Source organism: Apibacter sp. wkB309, assembly GCF_002964915.1.
Classification (GTDB): Bacteria; Bacteroidota; Bacteroidia; order Flavobacteriales; family Weeksellaceae; genus Apibacter.
Map to the genome: position 1 here is coordinate 70,049 of NZ_PSZL01000003.1, position 19,565 is coordinate 89,613.

17 protein-coding genes and 1 other RNA gene are annotated in these 19,565 nt (G+C 31.7%); 12 read left to right on the plus strand and 6 right to left on the minus strand.

Annotation, left to right across the window (positions count from 1 at the left end; all coding sequences use genetic code 11):
* Window positions 1–20: 20 nt before the first annotated feature.
* Both feoB and C4S75_RS03485 read right to left on the minus strand, forming a co-directional pair.
* Complete coding sequence (gene feoB / locus C4S75_RS03480; protein ID WP_105296940.1) at window positions 21–2,051, minus strand: ferrous iron transport protein B; 2,031 nt, start codon at window positions 2,049–2,051, stop codon at window positions 21–23.
* A gap of 9 nt (window positions 2,052–2,060) precedes the next feature.
* The gene (locus C4S75_RS03485; protein ID WP_105296941.1) at window positions 2,061–2,300 is read right to left on the minus strand and encodes a FeoA family protein; all 240 of its coding nucleotides are present in this window, start codon (window positions 2,298–2,300) and stop codon (window positions 2,061–2,063) included.
* Window positions 2,301–2,528: 228 nt separating this feature from the next.
* On the opposite strand from C4S75_RS03485, the gene C4S75_RS03490 reads away from it, so the two are divergent.
* The 4 genes from C4S75_RS03490 (at window position 2,529) to C4S75_RS03505 (ending at window position 6,835) form a co-directional block, all read left to right on the plus strand.
* The gene (locus C4S75_RS03490; protein WP_105296942.1) at window positions 2,529–3,767 is read left to right on the plus strand and encodes an OmpP1/FadL family transporter; all 1,239 of its coding nucleotides are present in this window, start codon (window positions 2,529–2,531) and stop codon (window positions 3,765–3,767) included.
* A 10-nt stretch (window positions 3,768–3,777) separates the two neighbouring features.
* Window positions 3,778–5,193 carry a G-D-S-L family lipolytic protein gene (locus tag C4S75_RS03495; RefSeq protein WP_105296943.1) on the plus strand — a complete coding sequence of 472 codons (1,416 nt, stop codon included), beginning with the start codon at window positions 3,778–3,780 and terminating at the stop codon, window positions 5,191–5,193.
* A gap of 117 nt (window positions 5,194–5,310) precedes the next feature.
* On the plus strand, window positions 5,311–6,246 hold the full coding sequence (locus C4S75_RS03500) for a ribose-phosphate pyrophosphokinase (RefSeq protein WP_105296944.1): 936 nt from the start codon (window positions 5,311–5,313) through the stop codon (window positions 6,244–6,246).
* Between the two features lie 7 nt (window positions 6,247–6,253).
* Window positions 6,254–6,835, plus strand: coding sequence for a 50S ribosomal protein L25/general stress protein Ctc (locus C4S75_RS03505; RefSeq protein WP_105296945.1), 582 nt, complete (start codon window positions 6,254–6,256; stop codon window positions 6,833–6,835).
* Window positions 6,836–6,981: 146 nt separating this feature from the next.
* On the opposite strand, the gene C4S75_RS03510 is transcribed toward C4S75_RS03505, so the two are convergent.
* Window positions 6,982–8,010 carry a lysylphosphatidylglycerol synthase transmembrane domain-containing protein gene (locus C4S75_RS03510; RefSeq protein WP_105296946.1) on the minus strand — a complete coding sequence of 343 codons (1,029 nt, stop codon included), beginning with the start codon at window positions 8,008–8,010 and terminating at the stop codon, window positions 6,982–6,984.
* Between the two features lie 268 nt (window positions 8,011–8,278).
* The gene (gene panC / locus C4S75_RS03515) at window positions 8,279–9,121 is read right to left on the minus strand and encodes a pantoate--beta-alanine ligase (RefSeq protein WP_105296947.1); all 843 of its coding nucleotides are present in this window, start codon (window positions 9,119–9,121) and stop codon (window positions 8,279–8,281) included.
* 104 nt (window positions 9,122–9,225) lie between these two features.
* Between panC and C4S75_RS03520 the strand changes: the two genes are divergently transcribed.
* From C4S75_RS03520 to tssD, 5 genes are all read left to right on the plus strand, one after another.
* On the plus strand, window positions 9,226–10,035 hold the full coding sequence (locus C4S75_RS03520) for a glycogen/starch synthase (RefSeq protein WP_105296948.1): 810 nt from the start codon (window positions 9,226–9,228) through the stop codon (window positions 10,033–10,035).
* A gap of 7 nt (window positions 10,036–10,042) precedes the next feature.
* Window positions 10,043–11,557, plus strand: coding sequence for a DUF4270 family protein (locus C4S75_RS03525; protein ID WP_105296949.1), 1,515 nt, complete (start codon window positions 10,043–10,045; stop codon window positions 11,555–11,557).
* A 39-nt stretch (window positions 11,558–11,596) separates the two neighbouring features.
* Complete coding sequence (glmS, locus tag C4S75_RS03530; protein WP_105296950.1) at window positions 11,597–13,441, plus strand: glutamine--fructose-6-phosphate transaminase (isomerizing); 1,845 nt, start codon at window positions 11,597–11,599, stop codon at window positions 13,439–13,441.
* Between the two features lie 170 nt (window positions 13,442–13,611).
* Window positions 13,612–15,129, plus strand: coding sequence for a 2,3-bisphosphoglycerate-independent phosphoglycerate mutase (gene gpmI, locus C4S75_RS03535; RefSeq protein ID WP_105296951.1), 1,518 nt, complete (start codon window positions 13,612–13,614; stop codon window positions 15,127–15,129).
* Between the two features lie 255 nt (window positions 15,130–15,384).
* A complete protein-coding gene (tssD, locus tag C4S75_RS03540; RefSeq protein ID WP_105296952.1) occupies window positions 15,385–15,780 on the plus strand; it encodes a type VI secretion system tube protein TssD in 396 nt (131 codons plus the stop codon).
* A 30-nt stretch (window positions 15,781–15,810) separates the two neighbouring features.
* On the opposite strand, the gene rnpB is transcribed toward tssD, so the two are convergent.
* Window positions 15,811–16,123: RNase P RNA component class A (rnpB, locus tag C4S75_RS03545), an RNA gene on the minus strand.
* Between the two features lie 83 nt (window positions 16,124–16,206).
* On the opposite strand from rnpB, the gene truB reads away from it, so the two are divergent.
* Complete coding sequence (truB, locus tag C4S75_RS03550) at window positions 16,207–16,881, plus strand: tRNA pseudouridine(55) synthase TruB (protein ID WP_105296953.1); 675 nt, start codon at window positions 16,207–16,209, stop codon at window positions 16,879–16,881.
* Between the two features lie 30 nt (window positions 16,882–16,911).
* Here the strand turns inward: truB and C4S75_RS03555 are convergent, their stop codons facing one another.
* A complete protein-coding gene (locus tag C4S75_RS03555; protein WP_105296954.1) occupies window positions 16,912–17,691 on the minus strand; it encodes a DeoR/GlpR family DNA-binding transcription regulator in 780 nt (259 codons plus the stop codon).
* A 334-nt stretch (window positions 17,692–18,025) separates the two neighbouring features.
* On the opposite strand from C4S75_RS03555, the gene C4S75_RS03560 reads away from it, so the two are divergent.
* Window positions 18,026–18,832, plus strand: coding sequence for an MIP/aquaporin family protein (locus tag C4S75_RS03560; RefSeq protein WP_221404048.1), 807 nt, complete (start codon window positions 18,026–18,028; stop codon window positions 18,830–18,832).
* A 65-nt stretch (window positions 18,833–18,897) separates the two neighbouring features.
* Entirely contained in the window at window positions 18,898–19,548 is a 651-nt protein-coding gene (gene fsa, locus C4S75_RS03565; RefSeq protein WP_105296955.1) for a fructose-6-phosphate aldolase, read from the plus strand.
* Window positions 19,549–19,565: the final 17 nt, after the last annotated feature.

Below are 19,565 nucleotides of genomic sequence, written 5' to 3' on the forward strand. Positions count from 1 at the left end.
TCGTAAATAATATTTAAAATTTATTTTAAGAGCTGATAAGCAAGTAAAGCGACTAAATAGGCTATGCCCGTCATAAAAAATAATTGGATCGCCGGCCATCTCCACGAATTCGTTTCTTTTTTAACAACAGCCAAGGTACTGACGCATTGCATGGCAAAAGCATAGAACAATAAAATGGAAATGCCTGTCGCTAAATTAAATGTAGGCTTCATCGTATTGTGGTTAATATCCTTTCTCATTAATTCTTTTAATTTAAGATTTTCACTGCCATCATCTTCCAAACTGTATATGGAAGCAATGGTTCCGACAAAAACCTCTCTGGCAGCAAATGAAGAAAGAATACCAATATCAATTTTCCAGTCATACCCTAAAGGTTTAAAAACCGGTTCAATTACTTTTCCGAAATTTCCTAAATAAGAATTTTCTAAAGGAACATCTGCCAGATAATTTGTTTTACCATTTTCGGCTGTCTCTCCAAATTTTCCTAAGGCCCAAAGTATGACACTGACAGCAACGATGATTTTACCGGCATTAGCTATAAAGCTCAATGATTTTTCAAATAAACCGTAAAATACATTTCTCCAAAAAGGAACTTTATAATTCGGCATATCCAAAATAAGATAGCTTTTATAGTTAGATTTTATTAATTTGTTGGCAATGGATGCACTTATAAAAACCATTATGACTCCCAATAAGTACATAATCATCATAACAATACCCTGTAAATTAAAGATTCCATTTCCTTTAGGAATGACTAAAGCGATGATAATGGAGTATACCGGAAGGCGAGCCGAGCAGGTTATAAATGGTGTAACCAAAATTGTAATTAATCGTTCCTTTGAATTTTCAATATTTCGTGCCGACATTATTGCAGGAATAGCACAAGCGGCACCGGATAATAAAGGAACAACACTTTTTCCGTTCAGTCCAACAGGTCGGAACCAACGATCCATCAAAAATACAACTCTAGCCATATAACCGCTTTCTTCCATAATCAACAGAAAGAAAAATAAAATTGCAATTTGAGGGACAAATACAGCAACTCCACTAATTCCGGGAATTATACCTTGCGTAATAAGCTCCGATAGTGGTCCTTGCGGTAAATAAGCATCGAGAAGTTCACTTGTAGTAGCAAATAGAGTTTCAATCCAATCTTGAGGATAACCTGACAAAAAAAATAAAGCTTGAAAAATTAAAAATAGGATTGAAAAAAATAAAAAATATCCCCAAAAATGATGTGTTGCAATTTTATCGAATTTGTTCGTGAAAGTCTGATAGTTTGGGTCTTTATAAACAACTTTTTCTACAAGATCATCAATTTGGCGATGCCTCAAAATAGTTTCTTTAAGTTGAAGTCTTTTAGGAATCAACTTATACTTATTTATAATTTCTGATACATTTTCACGATACGCACTCGGGATGTTGTTCGTTTTTGTTTGAGCCAAGAATAGCCAAGCGAGATAATCATCAATTTTAAACCTATCGGATAATTCTCTTACCGGTTTTTCAAATTCTTTAGGATATTGAAAAGTTTCAAACGATTCATTGACGAAGCCATTATTTATGGTTTCTTTTAATTGATCAATACCTTTACCTTTTCTAGAACTAACAAGCACTACAGGAGTAGAAAAATAATCGGCTAAATTTTTATCTCGAATTAGAATTCCTTCTTTTTCAATATTGTCAATCTGATTAATAACTAAAATAGTAGGAATTTTTAAATCTTTGATTTGTTCATACAGAAATAAACTTCTTTTCATATTATGAACATCGGCTACTACTATAATAATATCAGGATAGTAAGGATTATCAGGATTGGCAAGAATTGATAATACCACCTCTTCATCAGCAGAAGAAGGACAAAGACTGTATATCCCCGGAAGGTCAATTAACCTATAGTCAGTATCTTTATAGGTAAATTTACCTTCTTTTTTTTCAACGGTAATACCCGGATAATTTCCGGTTTTTTGATGTAATCCGCTTAGTTGATTAAAAAGTGTTGTTTTTCCGGCATTTGGATTTCCTATGAGAGCAATAGTTTTAATACTCATTGTTTTTTTCTATTGCATTTCAATCAATATACAATCTGCTTCTTCCTTACGCAACATTACCGTGCTTTTCTCTTTACCGTATTCAATAAAAAGAGGACCGTTCCAAGGAGCTTGACGTTTTAATTTAACAAAAACACCGGGAACTATTCCCATTTCTAAAATCTTTGTGGGTATATCTTCTTCAGAAAATCCTATAACTTTTGCTTGTTGTGCCGGTTTTAAAAATGAAAGGGATTTATGGGTAAGCATGATTTTATAACTAAACACCTTTTTAATATTCTCAAGCAAATATATGAATTATTTGTATTTAATCTAAATAAAATCAAAAATTATTTAATAGACTAGATACCAAAAGATTTGTATAATAGGGATAAAATAAAAACTTAAGGTATGTTATCAAATTAAAAATTGAACGTATTGAAATTTATTAATTTCGTAAAAATCCTATAGTTTTGCTACACTATGACATTTATAATGATGAGAAAAGCAGTATTTATGTTCTTTATTATGACATCTATTATAATGCAAGGAGGAGGGTTTAGGGTTTCACTTCAAGGAGCGAGACAAGCAGCTATGGCACATACCAGTGCCCACACCAGAGATGCAAGTGTTGCTTTCTTCAATCCGGCAGGTATATCATTTATACCCTCAAAATTAAGCATTGCAGCGGGAACTTTCATAATAATGGGAAAAGCTGATTTTCAAAATAAGCCTACTTTATATAAAACAAAAACAGATAATCCGATAAGTACGCCTTCTCTGTTTAATATAGCCTATAAAGCCACTGATAAACTATCCGTTGCTTTTAGCTTTACTACTCCTTTCGGAAGCAGCGTCGATTGGGGACAAAATTGGGAAGGTAAAGATTTAATTACTAAAATTACTATTCGGTCGTATTTCTTTCAACCAACAGTAGCCTATCGTCTAAACGATTGGTTTAGTGTGGGTGCCGGATATATATATGCTTTAGGTAGCGTTAATCTGCAAAAAGCTATATCTTCAATAGACGGAAGAATGAAACTGGTTGATAAAAATGCAACCGGTAATGGGTATAATGTAGGTATGTATATCAGGCCTATTAAAGATTTGGATGTCAGTATAGCCTATCGTTCCAATATCGATATTCATGCGGTCAATGGAAAAGCTCGGTTCAACCTTCCAAAATCATTAGTTGGAAGTGAATCATTTCCTACGGAAAATGACCGATTTAATGCAAAGTTACCCCTTACCTCTGAAATCACACTCGGATTAACCTATAGGCTTTTACCTCAATGGACGATTTCTACCGATTTGAATATTTCTGGATGGAATAAATACAAAGCTTTGACAATTGATTTCAATCAAAATAAGGTAGGCAATGATCCCAACGATCCAACGATATCCACATCGCCTAAAAATTTACATAACACTCATACATTTAGAGTGGGTTCAGAATATTCCGTATCTGATAAGTTGGATGTTCGTTTAGGATACTACTACGATCCTTCACCGATCAGTAAAGACTATTGGAGTCCGGAAATGCCAAGTACAGATAATAATGCCATAACAGGAGGTATTGGTTATAAATTCTTAAAAGATAAATTAATGCTTGATATGACAGGAATGTATTATGTAGGTAATTCAAGAAAAGTAGTTAATAAATTTTATAATTTCAAAGGAGATGTCAAGATGCATAGCTTTATGTTCGGGCTGGGATTAGCTTGGAATCCTTTTTAAAACACAAAATATGGGTAAGAATATACTAATGCTTTGGTTAGGAATGTTTATTTTTTTCCTTTCATGCAATAATGACTTTAATGAAGATATAAATACGGTATTTAGTTCGGGAGATGCAAATTTTTCTAAATATATAGCCTTAGGAGATTCGTTTACTGCAGGTTTTAGAGATAATGCACTGTATATATCAGGACAAAAAGAATCCTTTCCATTAATGATTGCCGAGCAAATGAAGCGTTCAGGCTGCCAAAAATTTAATATTCCTTTTATGGCAGATGAATTAGGAGGAATTCCGAGTGCGAAAGTGGATAATAAAAAAATATTGGTAGTATCAGAGGGTTCTCTTGCTCCTGTTACCAGTGCGGGCGTAGGAACAACTACTCTTGCAAATATTTATTCAAAAGATGGATATCAAAATATGGGTATACCGGGAGCTAAATCATTTCATTTGCTTGCGTCAGGATATGGAAATCCGACTCATTTAGCTTCCAAAAAATCTAATCCTTATTTTGTACGATTTGCTTCTAAGCCCAATGCTACGGTGGTAGAAGATGTAATGGAACAAAATCCTACTTTTTTTTCTTTGTGGATTGGAATTAATGATATTTTAAGCTATGCCACTTCAGGAGGAGATGGATCTGCTTTGATTACAGATATTTCAACTTTTCAGAATGCTTATAATACATTGGTACAAACACTTACCTCAAATTCGGCAAAAGGAGTCGTAGCTACAATTCCGGACGTTACCGATTTTCCTTTTTTCAATAAAGTTTCTTCCTTACCTTTTCGAGCCAATCAATTTACACCGCAGCAAATAAAAAATTTAAATGTTTCCTATCAAAAGTATAATGCCGGTTTGGATCAAGCAAAAGCAAAAAATTTAATTACAGAGGAAGAAGCCGAAAGTAGAAAAATTGTTTTTATTGAAGATAAAGCTAATGGAGCAGTAATTATAGATAAAATTCTAACTAATTTAGATGCGATGGGACTTCCTTCTATAAGGATGTCTACATCAAAAGATTTATTTCTATTGTCAGTATCTTCGATTTTGAAAACGGGAGGAGGAACCTCAAAACCTATAGATGATCAATATGTTTTGACCGATAAGGAGATTTTAACCATCAAAGAAGCAACTCAAGCATTTAATGAGAGCATTGAAGCTGTAGCAAAACAGTATAACCTGGCAATAACAGATACAAATTCACTAATTAAAAATTTAAAAACAAAAGAAGGTATTCTTTACAACGGAGTAAGTTATACCAATGAATTTATAACAGGAGGATTTTTTTCATTAGATGGTATACATCCAACCGGAAGAGGGTATGCAATTATAGCTAATGAATTTATTAAAAGTATAAACTTTAAATTTAAATCGAATCTTCCTTCCGTTAATCCTAATCTATATCAAGCAGTTAAGTTTCCTTAAAGATAAAGTAAATATTAAATAAAACTGAACAAATTTTGTTCAGTTTTATTATGGTATGATTAAAAAAATCATAAATTTGCAGTACTCGTTTTCAGAAAATATTTTTAACACATATAAATGATTCAACCAGTCCATATTTTCTCGACTAGAGAAAGTGTTTCTTTAGCAGAAAAAATATCACAAAGTTATGGAATGCCCCTAGGGAAAATGAGTTTCTTTGATTTTAGTGATGGTGAATACCAACCCTGTTTAGAAGAATCGGTAAGAGGTTCCAGAGTCTTTATTATAGGGTCAACATTTCCACCGGCAGATAATTTGATGGAAATGTTGTTAATGATAGATGCAGCCAAAAGAGCATCTGCAGATAAAATAACAGCAGTAATTCCTTATTTTGGTTTAGCGCGTCAAGACAGAAAAGATAAACCTCGTGTTCCAATAGGAGCAAAATTAGTAGCCAATTTATTGACTGCTGCCGGTGCAACGCGTGTTATGACTATGGATTTACATGCTGATCAAATTCAAGGATTTTTCGAAATTCCGGTTGATCATCTATTTGCGTCTGCAATATTTATTAATTATGTAAAATCACTAAATCTAGACAACTTAACCATTGCATCTCCGGATATGGGAGGAGCAAAAAGAGCAAGAACCTATGCGGGATATTTAGATGCTGATGTGGTTATTTGTTATAAGGAAAGAAAAAAAGCCAATAATGTCGATTTTATGACTTTAATTGGAGATGTTAGAGGAAGGAATGTGATTTTAGTAGACGATATGATTGATACTGCAGGGACTTTAACTAAAGCGGCTGATATATTAATGGATGCAGGAGCAACCAGTGTACGAGCCATGGCAACACATGCAATTTTTTCAGGTGCTGCTTATGATAGAATCAACGATTCTAAATTGGAGGAAGTGATTGTAACTGATTCAATTCCTTTAAAAAATACTTTGGTAAGTAAAATAAAAGTGTTATCTTGCGCCCCTTTGTTTGGAGAAGTGATGAACTTGGTACATAACAGAGAATCAATAAGTAAAAAATTTATAATGTAAATATTATATGAAATCAATTACAATTCAAGGAGAAAAAAGAGAAAGCGTAGGTAAAAATTCTTCAAAAGCCTTACGTAATGCTGAAAAAGTTCCTTGTGTTGTTTATGGAGAAAAAAATGTAATCCATTTTTCTACTAAAGAAAGAAGCTTTACTGATTTAGTTTATACTCCTGAAGCACACACAGTTACTTTGGAAATAGATGGAGAAAAAATAGATGCTATTTTGCAAGATCTACAATTTCATCCGGTAACAGATAAGATAATCCATGCTGATTTTTATCAAATAAATCCGGAAAAATATGTTACTATGGAAGTACCTGTGGTAATTACCGGTAGAGCAAAAGGAGTTGTTAGAGGAGGTGTATTACGTGTTAACTTAAGAAAACTTAGAGTTAAAGCCCTTCCTGCAAATTTACCGGATGAGATTGTTATAGATGTAACTTCTCTAGATGTTGGTAATAAATTTGAAGTATCTAAAGTTGAATTAAAAGATTACCAAATATTACATCCGGCTAATACTGTAATTGCAGCTGTGAAAACATCTAGAAATGTTAAGGCTGCTTCTGCAGATGACGAATCAGAAAACTAATACTCATAAAGTTTTCGAAATTAATTTAGAATCTATAGTATTCTATATAAATCAAAATAAAAGCTGTTCAAAACGAACAGCTTTTTTATTTTTTATAAAATATAACTAATTTGTTATAATTAAAAAGTTTATCACTTTTTTAATTTTTAATTATTGTTTTTTTCTTTATTCCTTGTGAGCATAATTATTGAAATGATTCCCATTATAATCATTAACACCATTTGTAAACTGTGAGCAAGTATTGCATAAGAATAGCCAATATCTTTGCCTTCATCTAAAGATTTTCCGGATTGTAAATATAAAGCCGAAAACCCGATCATCATTGCAAGGTGAAAAGCACCTATACCTCCCGATGCAGGTACTAACATGCCTAAAGTTCCAACGGCTAAAATATAAAAGCCTGTTTGAACAGGTAAAGAAGAAGTTTCGGGCAAGGCAAAAACTACAAGGTAAGAAGCAAAAAAATAACATATCCATATTCCAAAGGACAATAAAATAAACTTCAATCTTTGTTTTAATCTAAAAACTGAAACTAAACCGTCAATAATTCCTTTTATGAAAAATATTATTTTTTTAATAATTGATAATTGAAGTAATTTTTTTCTGAATACATACATTAGAATACAGCATAATAATATTACGACTAGTATAGATATATAAAGTGTATAATTTTTTTCATCAGGATTATTCGTTTTATTTTTACTTAGTAATTCAAAAAAAGACAGTAATGTTGAATAATTAAAAACTAAGGCCAAAAGAATAATAAATAACATAAAAAATAAATCGATAATTCTTTCAGTAACGATAGTCCCAAATGAATTAGTAAAAGGTACTTTTTCTACGGTTTGTAAAGCAGTTGCTCTTCCTATTTCTCCCATTCTTGGAATTCCTAAGTTTAAAAAATACCCAAATGAAAGAGCCCATAAAGCATTCGAATTTTTAATTTTATAGCCCATAGGTTCTAAAAGTAAATTCCATCGGACAGCTCTGATCCAATAAGCCCCTAAACCGAAAATAGCAGCCATGCTTATCCAAAAATAGTTTGCTTTTTTTGCAGTTGATATAGTTTTTTCAACAAAATCACCACCTAAACTTTTAGAAACTAAAAACATTAGTCCACCGGCAATTAAAACAGATATACAAACCGTAAGGATATTTTTTAATTTTTTACTCATGTATTCAATGTATTATTCAGACCAAAATAATAATTAATCATATAATCTCCAAAATCAAAAAACTTATAAAAGTTAAACTATAAATAGCTGAAAAATTGTAATAGTTAAACATAAATTTAATGATTTTATATTTAATATATTATAATTTAAATAAATAGGTAAGGCTATAAGATATAATATTATTTAAAATAAAGATAAGATAATTGTAAATTAAATAAATAATGGAATAGTTTTTTAATGGTATGTAATGATATAATTAATTTAGACTTTATCTTATTTGAATGTTATCTATCAAACGGATCTCTCCGGCAAAAACAGCTATAAAAGCTCTATAATGTTTAGAGGGATCAAAAGATTTAGCCGCCTGTAAAGATTCTTCTTCAGTTATGGTGAAGTATTCCAACTTTAAATCTGAATTGAGATACAATTTTTCAATTTTGCAAATTACAATTTCAGGAGCATAATGGGAAGATAATTCTTTAGCTTTAAGTAACGATTGATATATAAATAATGATTTTTTTTTAAATTCCTCGGTAAGCCTCATATTACGTGAACTCATAGCTAAACCGTTGGATTCACGAATAATTGGCATTCCTAAAATTTCGACAGGCAATTGTAAGGTTTTGACCATTTGGCGAATAATTTGTAACTGTTGAAAATCCTTTTCACCAAAATAGGCTCTGGTAGGCTGAACTTGTAATAACAAACGCTTTACAACCGTTGCCATACCTTGAAAATGACCTGGGCGAAAAGCTCCTTCCATAACAACATCCAATCCGTTCATATCTATTGATTCACATTCCAACCCATTTGGGTATAAATCTTCAACGCTTGGTAAGTATAATGCGTCGCAACCGACACTTTCCAATTTTGCAATGTCTGCTTCTTCCGTGCGAGGGTATTTAATCAAATCAGCTTGATTATTAAATTGCGTAGGATTTACAAAAATGCTGCCTATAGTATATTGATTATCTTCTATAGCTTTTTTAAAAAGAGAAAGGTGGCCTTCGTGAAGTGCGCCCATAGTAGGAACAAATCCTAAAGTTAATTTTTTAGCGTGGATATATTGAATGAAATCAAATAATTCATTTCTGGATTTTAATAATAACATACTTTAGATTTAAGTGACGAATGTCATGGTTTAAAATGCAAACTTACTACAGTTTGATTAATTTTTTGTAACTTTGTTAAATTATAATCAGCCTTCAATTTATAATGAGTTCAAAAAGAATACTTCACGTTACTTCAGAATTAGTACCATACTTTGACGAAAATCCGATTTCATCAGGAGTTTACAATTTAGCCAAACAAATGTTTGCACAAGGAAATGATGTTAGAATCTTTATGCCTAGATTCGGGCAAATAAATGAAAGAAGATTTCAGCTTCACGAAGTAATCAGGCTATCAGGTATGAATTTGATTATAAATGACCTTGATCAGCCATTGGTTATTAAAGTAGCTTCACTTCCGGGAGAAAGAATGCAAGTTTATTTCATTGAAAATCATGAATATTTCAAAAGAAAATCTCCCTATAAAGATGAAGCAAATGAATGGTTTGAAGATAATGATGAAAGGGCTGTTTTCTTTACCAAAGGGGTTTTAGAAACAATAAAAAAATTAAATTGGATACCCGATATCATTCATTTACATGGATGGATGGCCAGCTTTTTACCAATTTATTTGAAAACGAATTATGCTAATGATGCATTCTTCAGTGATATAAAAGTGATCACTTCGGTTTATAACCAAGGAAGTAACGGGATTTTTAGCAATAATCTTAAAGATATTTTGGAATTTGATAATATAGATACAAGTAAATTAAATTACTTAACTGATAACAAGTACGTAAGTATTATCAAAGAAGCCATGAAAGGATCCGACACTATTGTAAAAGGCGAAGAAGTTTTAATTGACGAATTGGAAGAAATGTTTAAACAATCAAGCAATCCTAAATTTGATTTTATTCAAAATGAAGATGTCAAAGAAATTTATCACGTCACTAGCGAAATAAAGATCCAAGAGTAAAACAACTATGAAAATATTTAAGTCTCAAGTAAAGTTATTAGCTCTAACTTTACTTCCAACCTTTTTTTTATTAAGTTGTGAAAACGATACAACAGATATTGGAGCTAACCTTATACCTGATAAATTAGAAGGAAATAAAACATTTGTTGATCTGGTTGCGTATAATATTTCTAACAACGATACTATTCGAGCAGATTATAACACTCTAGGAAGTGGATTGATCGGTATTTATGAAGATAATACTTTTGGGAAATCAAAAGCCTCTTTTAATATTCAAGTAAGACTAAGTACAGCCGATGAAATCAAAGGGACTATCCAGCAAGTCGATTCTGTTGTATTAAGCCTCAATCCGGCATTCAATTCCTCTTCTTACAAAGAAAAGAAAATCATTTTAAATCCCGGAAGTACCAGCGGTGTTGATACTATAAAATATGTTAAAAAATATACATTAGCTTCTTATTTAGGTAAAGCAGGTAATTCCATGGAAGTTAATGTGAATAGGATTAATACATTTTTGGAATCAACCTCATCCAAGTTTTATTCCAATAAAACAGTTGATGTTGGCGATAAATTAGGAAATGCACTGTTAGGTGATTCATTGACCAGTATATCGGTAAAAACAAGTGATGGAAAAGTTATTTCAGAACCTACTGCTGCCGGATATAGAATAAAATTAAATCCCGATTATTTCTACCAATATTTTTTCAGTAAAAAAGGAAACGCAGATATTAGTGATAATTCACGGTTTATTCAGTATTTTAAAGGAATTAAAATACAACCGGTCGATGAAAATTCAAAATTTATGTTTAATTTTCCTGTAAGCAAAATGACCTTAATTGCTTATTATAGATATAAAGATCAATCATCAGACAATTTTACACCTGCAACTTATTCATTTACCATGAATTCGGCCTATAATTCAATGTTAGGAGAATATAACTTTTATAATCGTAATACTGCCAGTTCCCAATTTAAGCAGCAAATGCAGAATCCGGATAAGCAGTCAGGTGAATCCATTTTATTTTTACAAGGTATGGGAGGGCCTTCCATTCATCTTAAATTAGATGATTCTCAATTGGAAGCTATAAAAGATTCTGTACAAAATCACAATTGGGCTATTACCGGAGCAAAATTGAAATTTTATCTTACCGAAAATGTGCAGTCAAAACCTGATTATATATATGGATATAATTATACACAAAAGAAGTTTTTGCCTGATTTAACTTTTTATTCCGGTTTAGCGGGTTATTTCTTCAATCCAAAGTACGATTTTGAAACTAATCCCCAATATTATACACTGAATGTAACCAAACAAATCAAAGATATTGTAGAAAAAAATAAACCTAATGATGAAATACTTGTAGAAATGGGTAATTTTATAACTCGTTCTACCAACAGTAACGAATATTTAGGATATTCAAAGACGACAAGAGCTTATGAACCTTTCCGATTAACTTTTTATGGTAATAAAAATTCAGGAGATAAAAAATTAAGATTAGAAATATTGTATACCAAAAATTAAATATATATTTAATATAAAAAAATATAAAAACATTAAATTATGTGTGGAATAACTGGATATATTGGAAATAAAAAAGCCTTACCCATAATATTAAACGGTCTAAAAAGGTTAGAATATAGAGGTTATGATAGTGCGGGCATAGTTTTAAATGAAAACGGAGCCTTTAAATTAAGAAAAACAAAAGGTTCAGTATCCGATTTAATAGCTAAATGTAAAGATTTAAACTCAGAAGCAACTGTAGGAATTGGCCATACAAGATGGGCTACCCATGGAGTTCCCAGTGATATAAATGCACACCCTCATATATCAAATAACGGAAAATTAGCAATTATTCACAACGGTATTATTGAGAATTATGGAACTTTAAAAATAATGCTTACCTCTAAAGGATATACATTTAAAAGTGAAACCGATACAGAAGTATTAGTTAACTTGATACAGTATATGCAAGAGACACAAAACGTAGATTTATCAACAGCTGTCAGATATGCTTTAAATGAAGTTGTAGGTGCTTATTCCATAGCAGTTATGGAAGTAGACCAACCGCAAGAAATCGTAGTAGCAAGATTAAGTAGTCCGTTAGCAATAGGTATAGGTGAAAATGAATACTTCGTAGCATCAGATGCCTCTCCTTTCATTGAATTTACCAATGAAGTCGTTTATCTTGAAGACGGAGAAATGGCGACCATAACTCTAAAAGGAGTAGATGTATATAAAATAAAAGATAATTCTAAAGTAAATCCACAAATTCATGAACTAAAAACGAGTTTAGAGAAGATTGAAAAAGGAGGTTATGAACATTTCATGCTAAAAGAAATCCACGAACAACCCAGATCTATTATGGATACCATGCGTGGAAGGTTATTAGTAGATGAAGACATAATCCAAATGGCGGGAATATGGGATTATCAAGAAAAATTTTTAAATGCAGAAAGGATAATAATTATTTCATGTGGAACTTCTTGGCATGCTGGTTTGGTTGGAGAATATCTTATTGAAGATTTAGCCAGAATACCAGTAGAAGTAGAATATGCCTCTGAATTTAGATACAGAAATCCGATAATAACAGATAAAGATATTGTTATTGCAATATCTCAATCAGGAGAAACAGCAGATTCAATTGCTGCATTAAAATTAGCAAAAGAAAAAGGGGCATTTATTTATGGTATTTGTAATGTTATCGACTCTTCAATAGCACGTTTAACTGATGCCGGTTCATATACTCATGCAGGACCGGAAATTGGTGTTGCTTCCACCAAAGCATTTACTGCTCAACTTGCCCTTTTGGCAATGATAGCACTTAAATTAGCTAAACATAAAGGTACTATAAGTAAAGAGCGATTCAATAGTCTAATCATAGAGTTGGAGACTATACCGGAAAGGGTAGCAGAAGTGATTAAAAATACAGAAAATCAAATTAAAAAGATTGCAGAGCAATACGTTGGAGCAGGAAACTTCTTATATTTAGGTAGAGGTTATAACTATCCTATCGCCTTAGAAGGTGCTTTAAAATTAAAAGAAATATCCTATATCCATGCAGAAGGATATCCGGCAGCAGAAATGAAACACGGACCTATAGCATTAATTGATGAAAATATGCCGGTTGTTGTCATTGCACCTAAAAAAGGATATTATGAAAAGATTGTAAGTAATATACAGGAAATTAATTCAAGAAAAGGAAAAGTAATTGCAATTGTTACCCAAGGCGATACCGTAGTTAAAGATATGGTAACCGAATCCATTGAAATTCCTGATGTTTCAGAATGCTTTACACCGCTATTATCCGTTATACCTTTACAATTGTTAGCGTATTACATAGCTGTATTAAGAGGGGTTAATGTAGATCAGCCTAGAAATTTAGCCAAATCTGTTACCGTTGAATAAACACTAGATCATGATTATTAAATATATAAAAGACTTGATTACCAAGTCTTTTTTTATTAGAAAAAAGAATGGATTATCGATATATATTCAACAAAAATCATAAAAATTCAGTAACTTTAAAATTAAAAATACGCATAAAAATAGATTAATTTTACAAAAAATAATAAATTATGAATAAAAAAGTAATCTTAATGATTCTGGATGGATGGGGAATAGCCACAGATAAAAGTGTATCTGCTATTGACCATGCTCATACACCTTTTATGGACAGTTGTTTTCAAAAATATTCCAATACCACTTTAGTAACTTATGGATTGGACGTTGGATTACCTAAAGGACAAATGGGAAATTCAGAAGTAGGACATATGAATTTAGGTGCTGGAAGAGTGGTTTATCAAAATTTGACGAAGATTAATTTAGCCGTAGAAAACGGAACCTTAGGAAATGAAGAAGAATTAAAAAAAGCATTTGAGTATGCTAAACAAAATAATAAACCGGTACATTTCATCGGGTTAGTATCCAACGGAGGTGTTCACTCACATATAAGCCATTTAAAAGCACTAGTAGAAGCGGCAAACTCTTCGAATGTACCTAATGTTTTTGTACACGCTTTTACCGATGGGAGAGATTGTGATCCGCAAAGTGGTAAAGGTTTTATAAAAGATACGATCGAATTTTGCAAAGATAACAATGCAAAATTAGCTTCTATTGTAGGCAGATACTATGCTATGGATAGAGACAAACGTTGGGAAAGAGTTAAAATAGCTTATGATGTAATGGTAAATGCTGAAGGAAATAAAACAGAAGATCCTTTACAAGCTATACAGCAATCGTATGAAGACGGAATTACCGATGAGTTTCTTATGCCTATCGTTGTAACAGAAAATAACAATCCGGTAGCAAAAATACAAGAAGGAGATGTTGTGATCTGTTTTAATTTCCGTACCGACAGACCGAGAGAAATAGTAGATGTTTTATCTCAACATGACCATCCTGAAGTTGGAATTAAAAAATTGGATTTATATTTTGTTACTATGACGGAATATGATGAAACATTCAAAAACATTCATGTCATATTCAAAGAAGATACTATTAAAAATACAATCGGTGAAGTAATAGCAAATGCAGCTCTTAAACAAATCAGAATAGCCGAAACCGAAAAGTATCCACATGTGACATTCTTTTTTTCAGGAGGAGAAGAAAAAGTATTTGAAAATGAAAAAAGAATTTTAGCCCCATCTCCTAAAGATGTGCCAACATATGATTTAAAACCACAAATGGCTGCATATGATATTAGAGATGCTATTATTCCCGAACTAGAAAAAAAAGAAGTGGATTTTGTATGTCTCAATTTTGCCAATGCGGATATGGTAGGACACACTGGAGTATTTGAAGCAGCAGTTAAAGCGGCAGAAGTAGTTGATGAATGTGCCGGAGATATTTGTAAAGTAGCGTTGGAAAATGGATATACAACTCTGATTATTGCAGATCACGGAAATTCTGACAAAATGAAGAACGAAGACGGCTCACCTAATACTCAACATACAACTAATTTAGTCCCTTTAATTGTAGTAGATAATCAAAAATACAATTTAAAACAAGGTAAACTAGGAGATATAGCTCCTACCATTCTAACTTTAATGGGCTTACCTATTCCATCAGAAATGACAGGAAATGTTTTAATTTAGAAATAATTAGGAAAAATTTAAATTATAAAAAAAAGAGATATTATAAATATCTCTTTTTTTTATTGTTATAAATAGTTGCTAAAATATTGAGCTGTATGAAAATTAATTTTCATATATTTTTATGATATAGAGATAAAGTTTATCAAAATAAGGCTGTTTATTTTTAACAAGCATTTAACTAATGGAAAAATACTATCTACTTTCAAATACGTAAATTTGTAAAATTTGAAAATTTCACTAAAAATCATTATTATTATGTCATTTAGAGCACGATTAGAGGTAGCCGGAAGAAAATATAATATTGTTAATGTAAATTATTCATTAGCGCAAGAAACAGATCCAACCGGGCGACCATCAGCACAAATTAGAGGAGGAAGAATTGAGATAACTTTAAGATCAACTAATGAAACTCGTTTTTTTGAATGGATGACTAATAGCTATGAAAAGAAAAATGGCAAAGTAGTCTTTACAAAAAAGGATTCTAACACCCCCTTAAAAGAATTAAATTTTACAGACGGTTATGTAGTAAAATATAAAGAAAAATTTGATTCCTTAGGATTAGGTAGATCCTCGATTACAGAAACATTTACCATATCAGCAAAGGCTATAAGTATGGGATTAGGAGAACATGTCAATGAATGGATAGGATAAAATCCATGCTTATTTTATACATATATAAATAAAAAAAGCAAATCAATAAGCCGGATTTTGTCATTTTCATTACTGAAAAGCCTTGTTATTTATCTAGAATAAGAATTACTCCTTATTTCAATCTGCTTACCCCCCGGCATCGGACGGATAGCCCTTATAAATCCGGTATACATAGCATTGCACCTCACAGAGTTTACCTGATTTCACTACAGCCGAACTGTACTTCCTTTCTGTTGCACTGGTCCTCATCTTACGATGGACGGGCATTACCCGCTGTGATATCCTTTGGTGTCCGGACTTTCCTCTTCTATAAAAAATAGAAGCAACAAGGTTGATTTGCTTTTTGCAAAATTACGATATTTTTCAATATTCAAAAATGGACTTAAAATATTAGTTGATTATATTTGCTTTTAAATTTAGGAATGAATGAATTTAGACGAATTACTGGAAGGTAAAATATTTTTAATAGATAAGCCGTTAGATTGGACTTCATTTGATATAGTAAACAAAATTAAATGGAAAATAAAAAAGCAATTTAATTTAAAGAAAATCAAAGTAGGTCATGCGGGAACATTAGATCCCAAAGCAACCGGTTTATTAATTGTATGCGTTGGTAAAGCAACCAAACAAATACAACAAATTCAAGATGCATCCAAGATCTATTCCGGAGAAATTAAATTAGGAGTGGAGACTCCTTCCTATGACTTAGAAACTGAAGAATTTAATTCCAAAGAATACAATCATTTACAAATTAAAGATATTGAAGAGGCAGTACATGATTTCATAGGGGAATCCATTAGTCAAAAACCTCCGGTATTTTCTGCTTTAAAAAAAGATGGGAAAAGATTGTATGAATTTGCAAGGAAAGGAATAGCTATTGAAGTTCCCTCTCGTGAAATTTCCATTTACGATTTTAAAATCACTAACATTAATCTGCCTTATGTAGAATTTTTAGTCCATTGCAGTAAAGGGACCTATATCCGTTCATTAGCTCACGATTTTGGACAAAGCTTAGGAGTTGGAGGATACTTGACTAAATTGCGAAGGGAGAAAATTGGAGAATATGATATCAAAGATTCAGATAATTCCATAATATCCTAACCTAATTTTTGATAGTAAAGCCGGTTTATTTTATCGTGCAATAACAACTTCAATACCTAAATCTTCGAATCTTTCAACATCTCTTTTTTTAATGCCTTCATCGGTAATTAAGACATGTATTTTATCTAAATCAGTTATTTTACCAAATCCCCTTTTACTAATTTTGGTAGAATCTGCTAATACAATAACCTTTTCCGAATTTTGAATCATCAATTGATTCATTTTAGCCTCCATAGTACTTGAAGTAGAAAGGCCAAAATCAAAATCGACCCCATCGCCGCCAATAAAAAGTTTACTGCAAGAATAATTACTGATCATTAATTCAGCATAAGGTCCCATAACAGACCCGGACTTAGTTCGAACGTCCCCTCCCAGTTGTATTACATCAAAATTTGGATTACCGTATAATAGCATAGCCGATTTTAAAGAAGAGGTAAGAATGGTTAACTTAGTATAATTATTTTCAATTACCTGAGCAACCATCTGTGTGGTAGTTCCTGATGAAATCGTAATAAAATCATTATCTTCAATAAAATTAAGAGCCGCTTTGGCTATTTTCGATTTCTCTTCAACCTGTAGCGTTTCCTTTTTATTAACATGTCTTTCCTTAACAATAAATGATTCTCGAGTTGCTCCGCCGTGGGTTCTGTATAATTTACCGATCTTCTCCAGATGAGTCAAATCTTTTCTAATGGTAACGGCAGACACATTTAATTTTTTACATAATTCAGTTACAGAAACATAATGATTGAAATTTAATTCTTCTAAAATTTCCTGTTGTCTTATATTATTTATGTTATTGTTCTTCATAGGTAGATATATAATGACATGGATGAAATTAAATGTAATACTTTATGATTCAAATTTACGAAAATATTTGAATTGTCAGAAGAATGTAACATAATTAGTTTCGATATTGAAAATAATTAAATTAATATATAAATAATTGTCAATCAATAACAAAGATAATAAATTAATTCTATTTAACCTATTTTTATACTAAAATTATTTTAATATTTATAAAAAAAAATTTTGTTTTATTATTGTTTAGTTTCGATTTAGTAAATACATTTGTTACGTTTTAAATATATAAAACACAAAGCTCAAAAAAATAAAATTATAAATCAAAACTAAATCAAAGATTATGGATTCAGTCATTGCAACAAAATTTATAGGAGAATTACTAGGTTCTTTTTCATTAATTGCCTTAGGATGTGGGATAAGCATGAATCTTACCTTGGACAAATCATACGGAGAAGGTAATAAGGCAGCCTTAAGCGGGCCACTTGGCTGGGGATTTGCTGTAGCTATGTCGGTAATTATTTCTTCTCCATTTGACACGGGTGGACATTTCAATCCGGCAGTTACCATAGCACAATGGGCTGCAGGTGTTTTAGATCCTAAATTTGTTCTTCCGTATATAACAGCACAATTTATCGGTTGTTTTTTAGGGGCTCTGCTTGTTTCATTTGTATATAGAGGTCATTTAACAGCTACTTCTTCAGATTCAAGTAAACTTTTAAGCGTTTTTGCAACCAATGCGTCTATTAGAAAAAATAACTCAATTCAGAATTTCTCAGCTGAAGCTATAGGTACTTTTTTCTTAGTATTTATAGGACTGTCCATGAGTGCCAATCATGGAGGAGTAATTATTGAAAATTCAACAGGTATTCCTCAATTTACCCATTCTATGGTAGGGTTCGGATCTTTAGGAGCATTACCTGCCGGATTTATGATATTTGCAATCGGTATGGCTTACGGAGGGGTTACCGGATGGTCTTTAAACCCTGCCAGAGATCTAATGCCTAGATTAGTTCATCAAATCCTCCCTTTAAAAGGCAAAGGAGATAGTGATTGGGGATATGGAATTGTGTACGCTTCCATTGCTCCAATAGTAGGGGGATTACTTGCTGCAGGATTATACTTATTAGTTAAAGGTTATTTTAATTAAAATAAAAACCGATCAATATGTTTTAAAACAATCAAATCAATTATAAAACCATAAAAAATAAAAAAATGAAATTTTTCATTGATACAGCAGATCTAGAGCAAATTAAAAAAGCTCAGGATCTAGGAGTTCTTGATGGAGTTACCACAAATCCCTCCATTATGGCAAAAGTTGGAATAACCGGAAAAGACAGCATATATGCTCATTATAAAGCAATATGTGAAATCGTGAATGGAGATGTAAGTGCAGAAGTACTTTCAACCGATTACGAAGGAATCATTAAAGAAGGAAAAGAATTAGCAGAAATTGATAAGCAAATAACTGTTAAAGTTCCTATGATCCATGATGGGATAAGAGCCATTAAATATTTTTCAAGTAAAGGAATTAAAACTAATTGTACCTTAGTTTTCTCACCCGGTCAGGCACTTCTTGCGGCAAAAGCAGGAGCTACCTATGTATCTCCCTTTATAGGAAGATTAGATGATATATCAACAGATGGTTTAAACCTGATAGCAGAAATAAGAGAAATATACGATAACTACGGTTATACTACCCAAATACTAGCCGCATCCATACGATCTTCCATGCACATTATCAATTGTGCGAAAATAGGAGCTGATGTGATTACTTCTCCTTTAGCTCCCATACTTGATTTACTAAAACACCCATTAACTGATATTGGATTAGCTAAATTTTTAGAAGACTCTAAAAAACTTTAAATTTAATAAGAGACCCT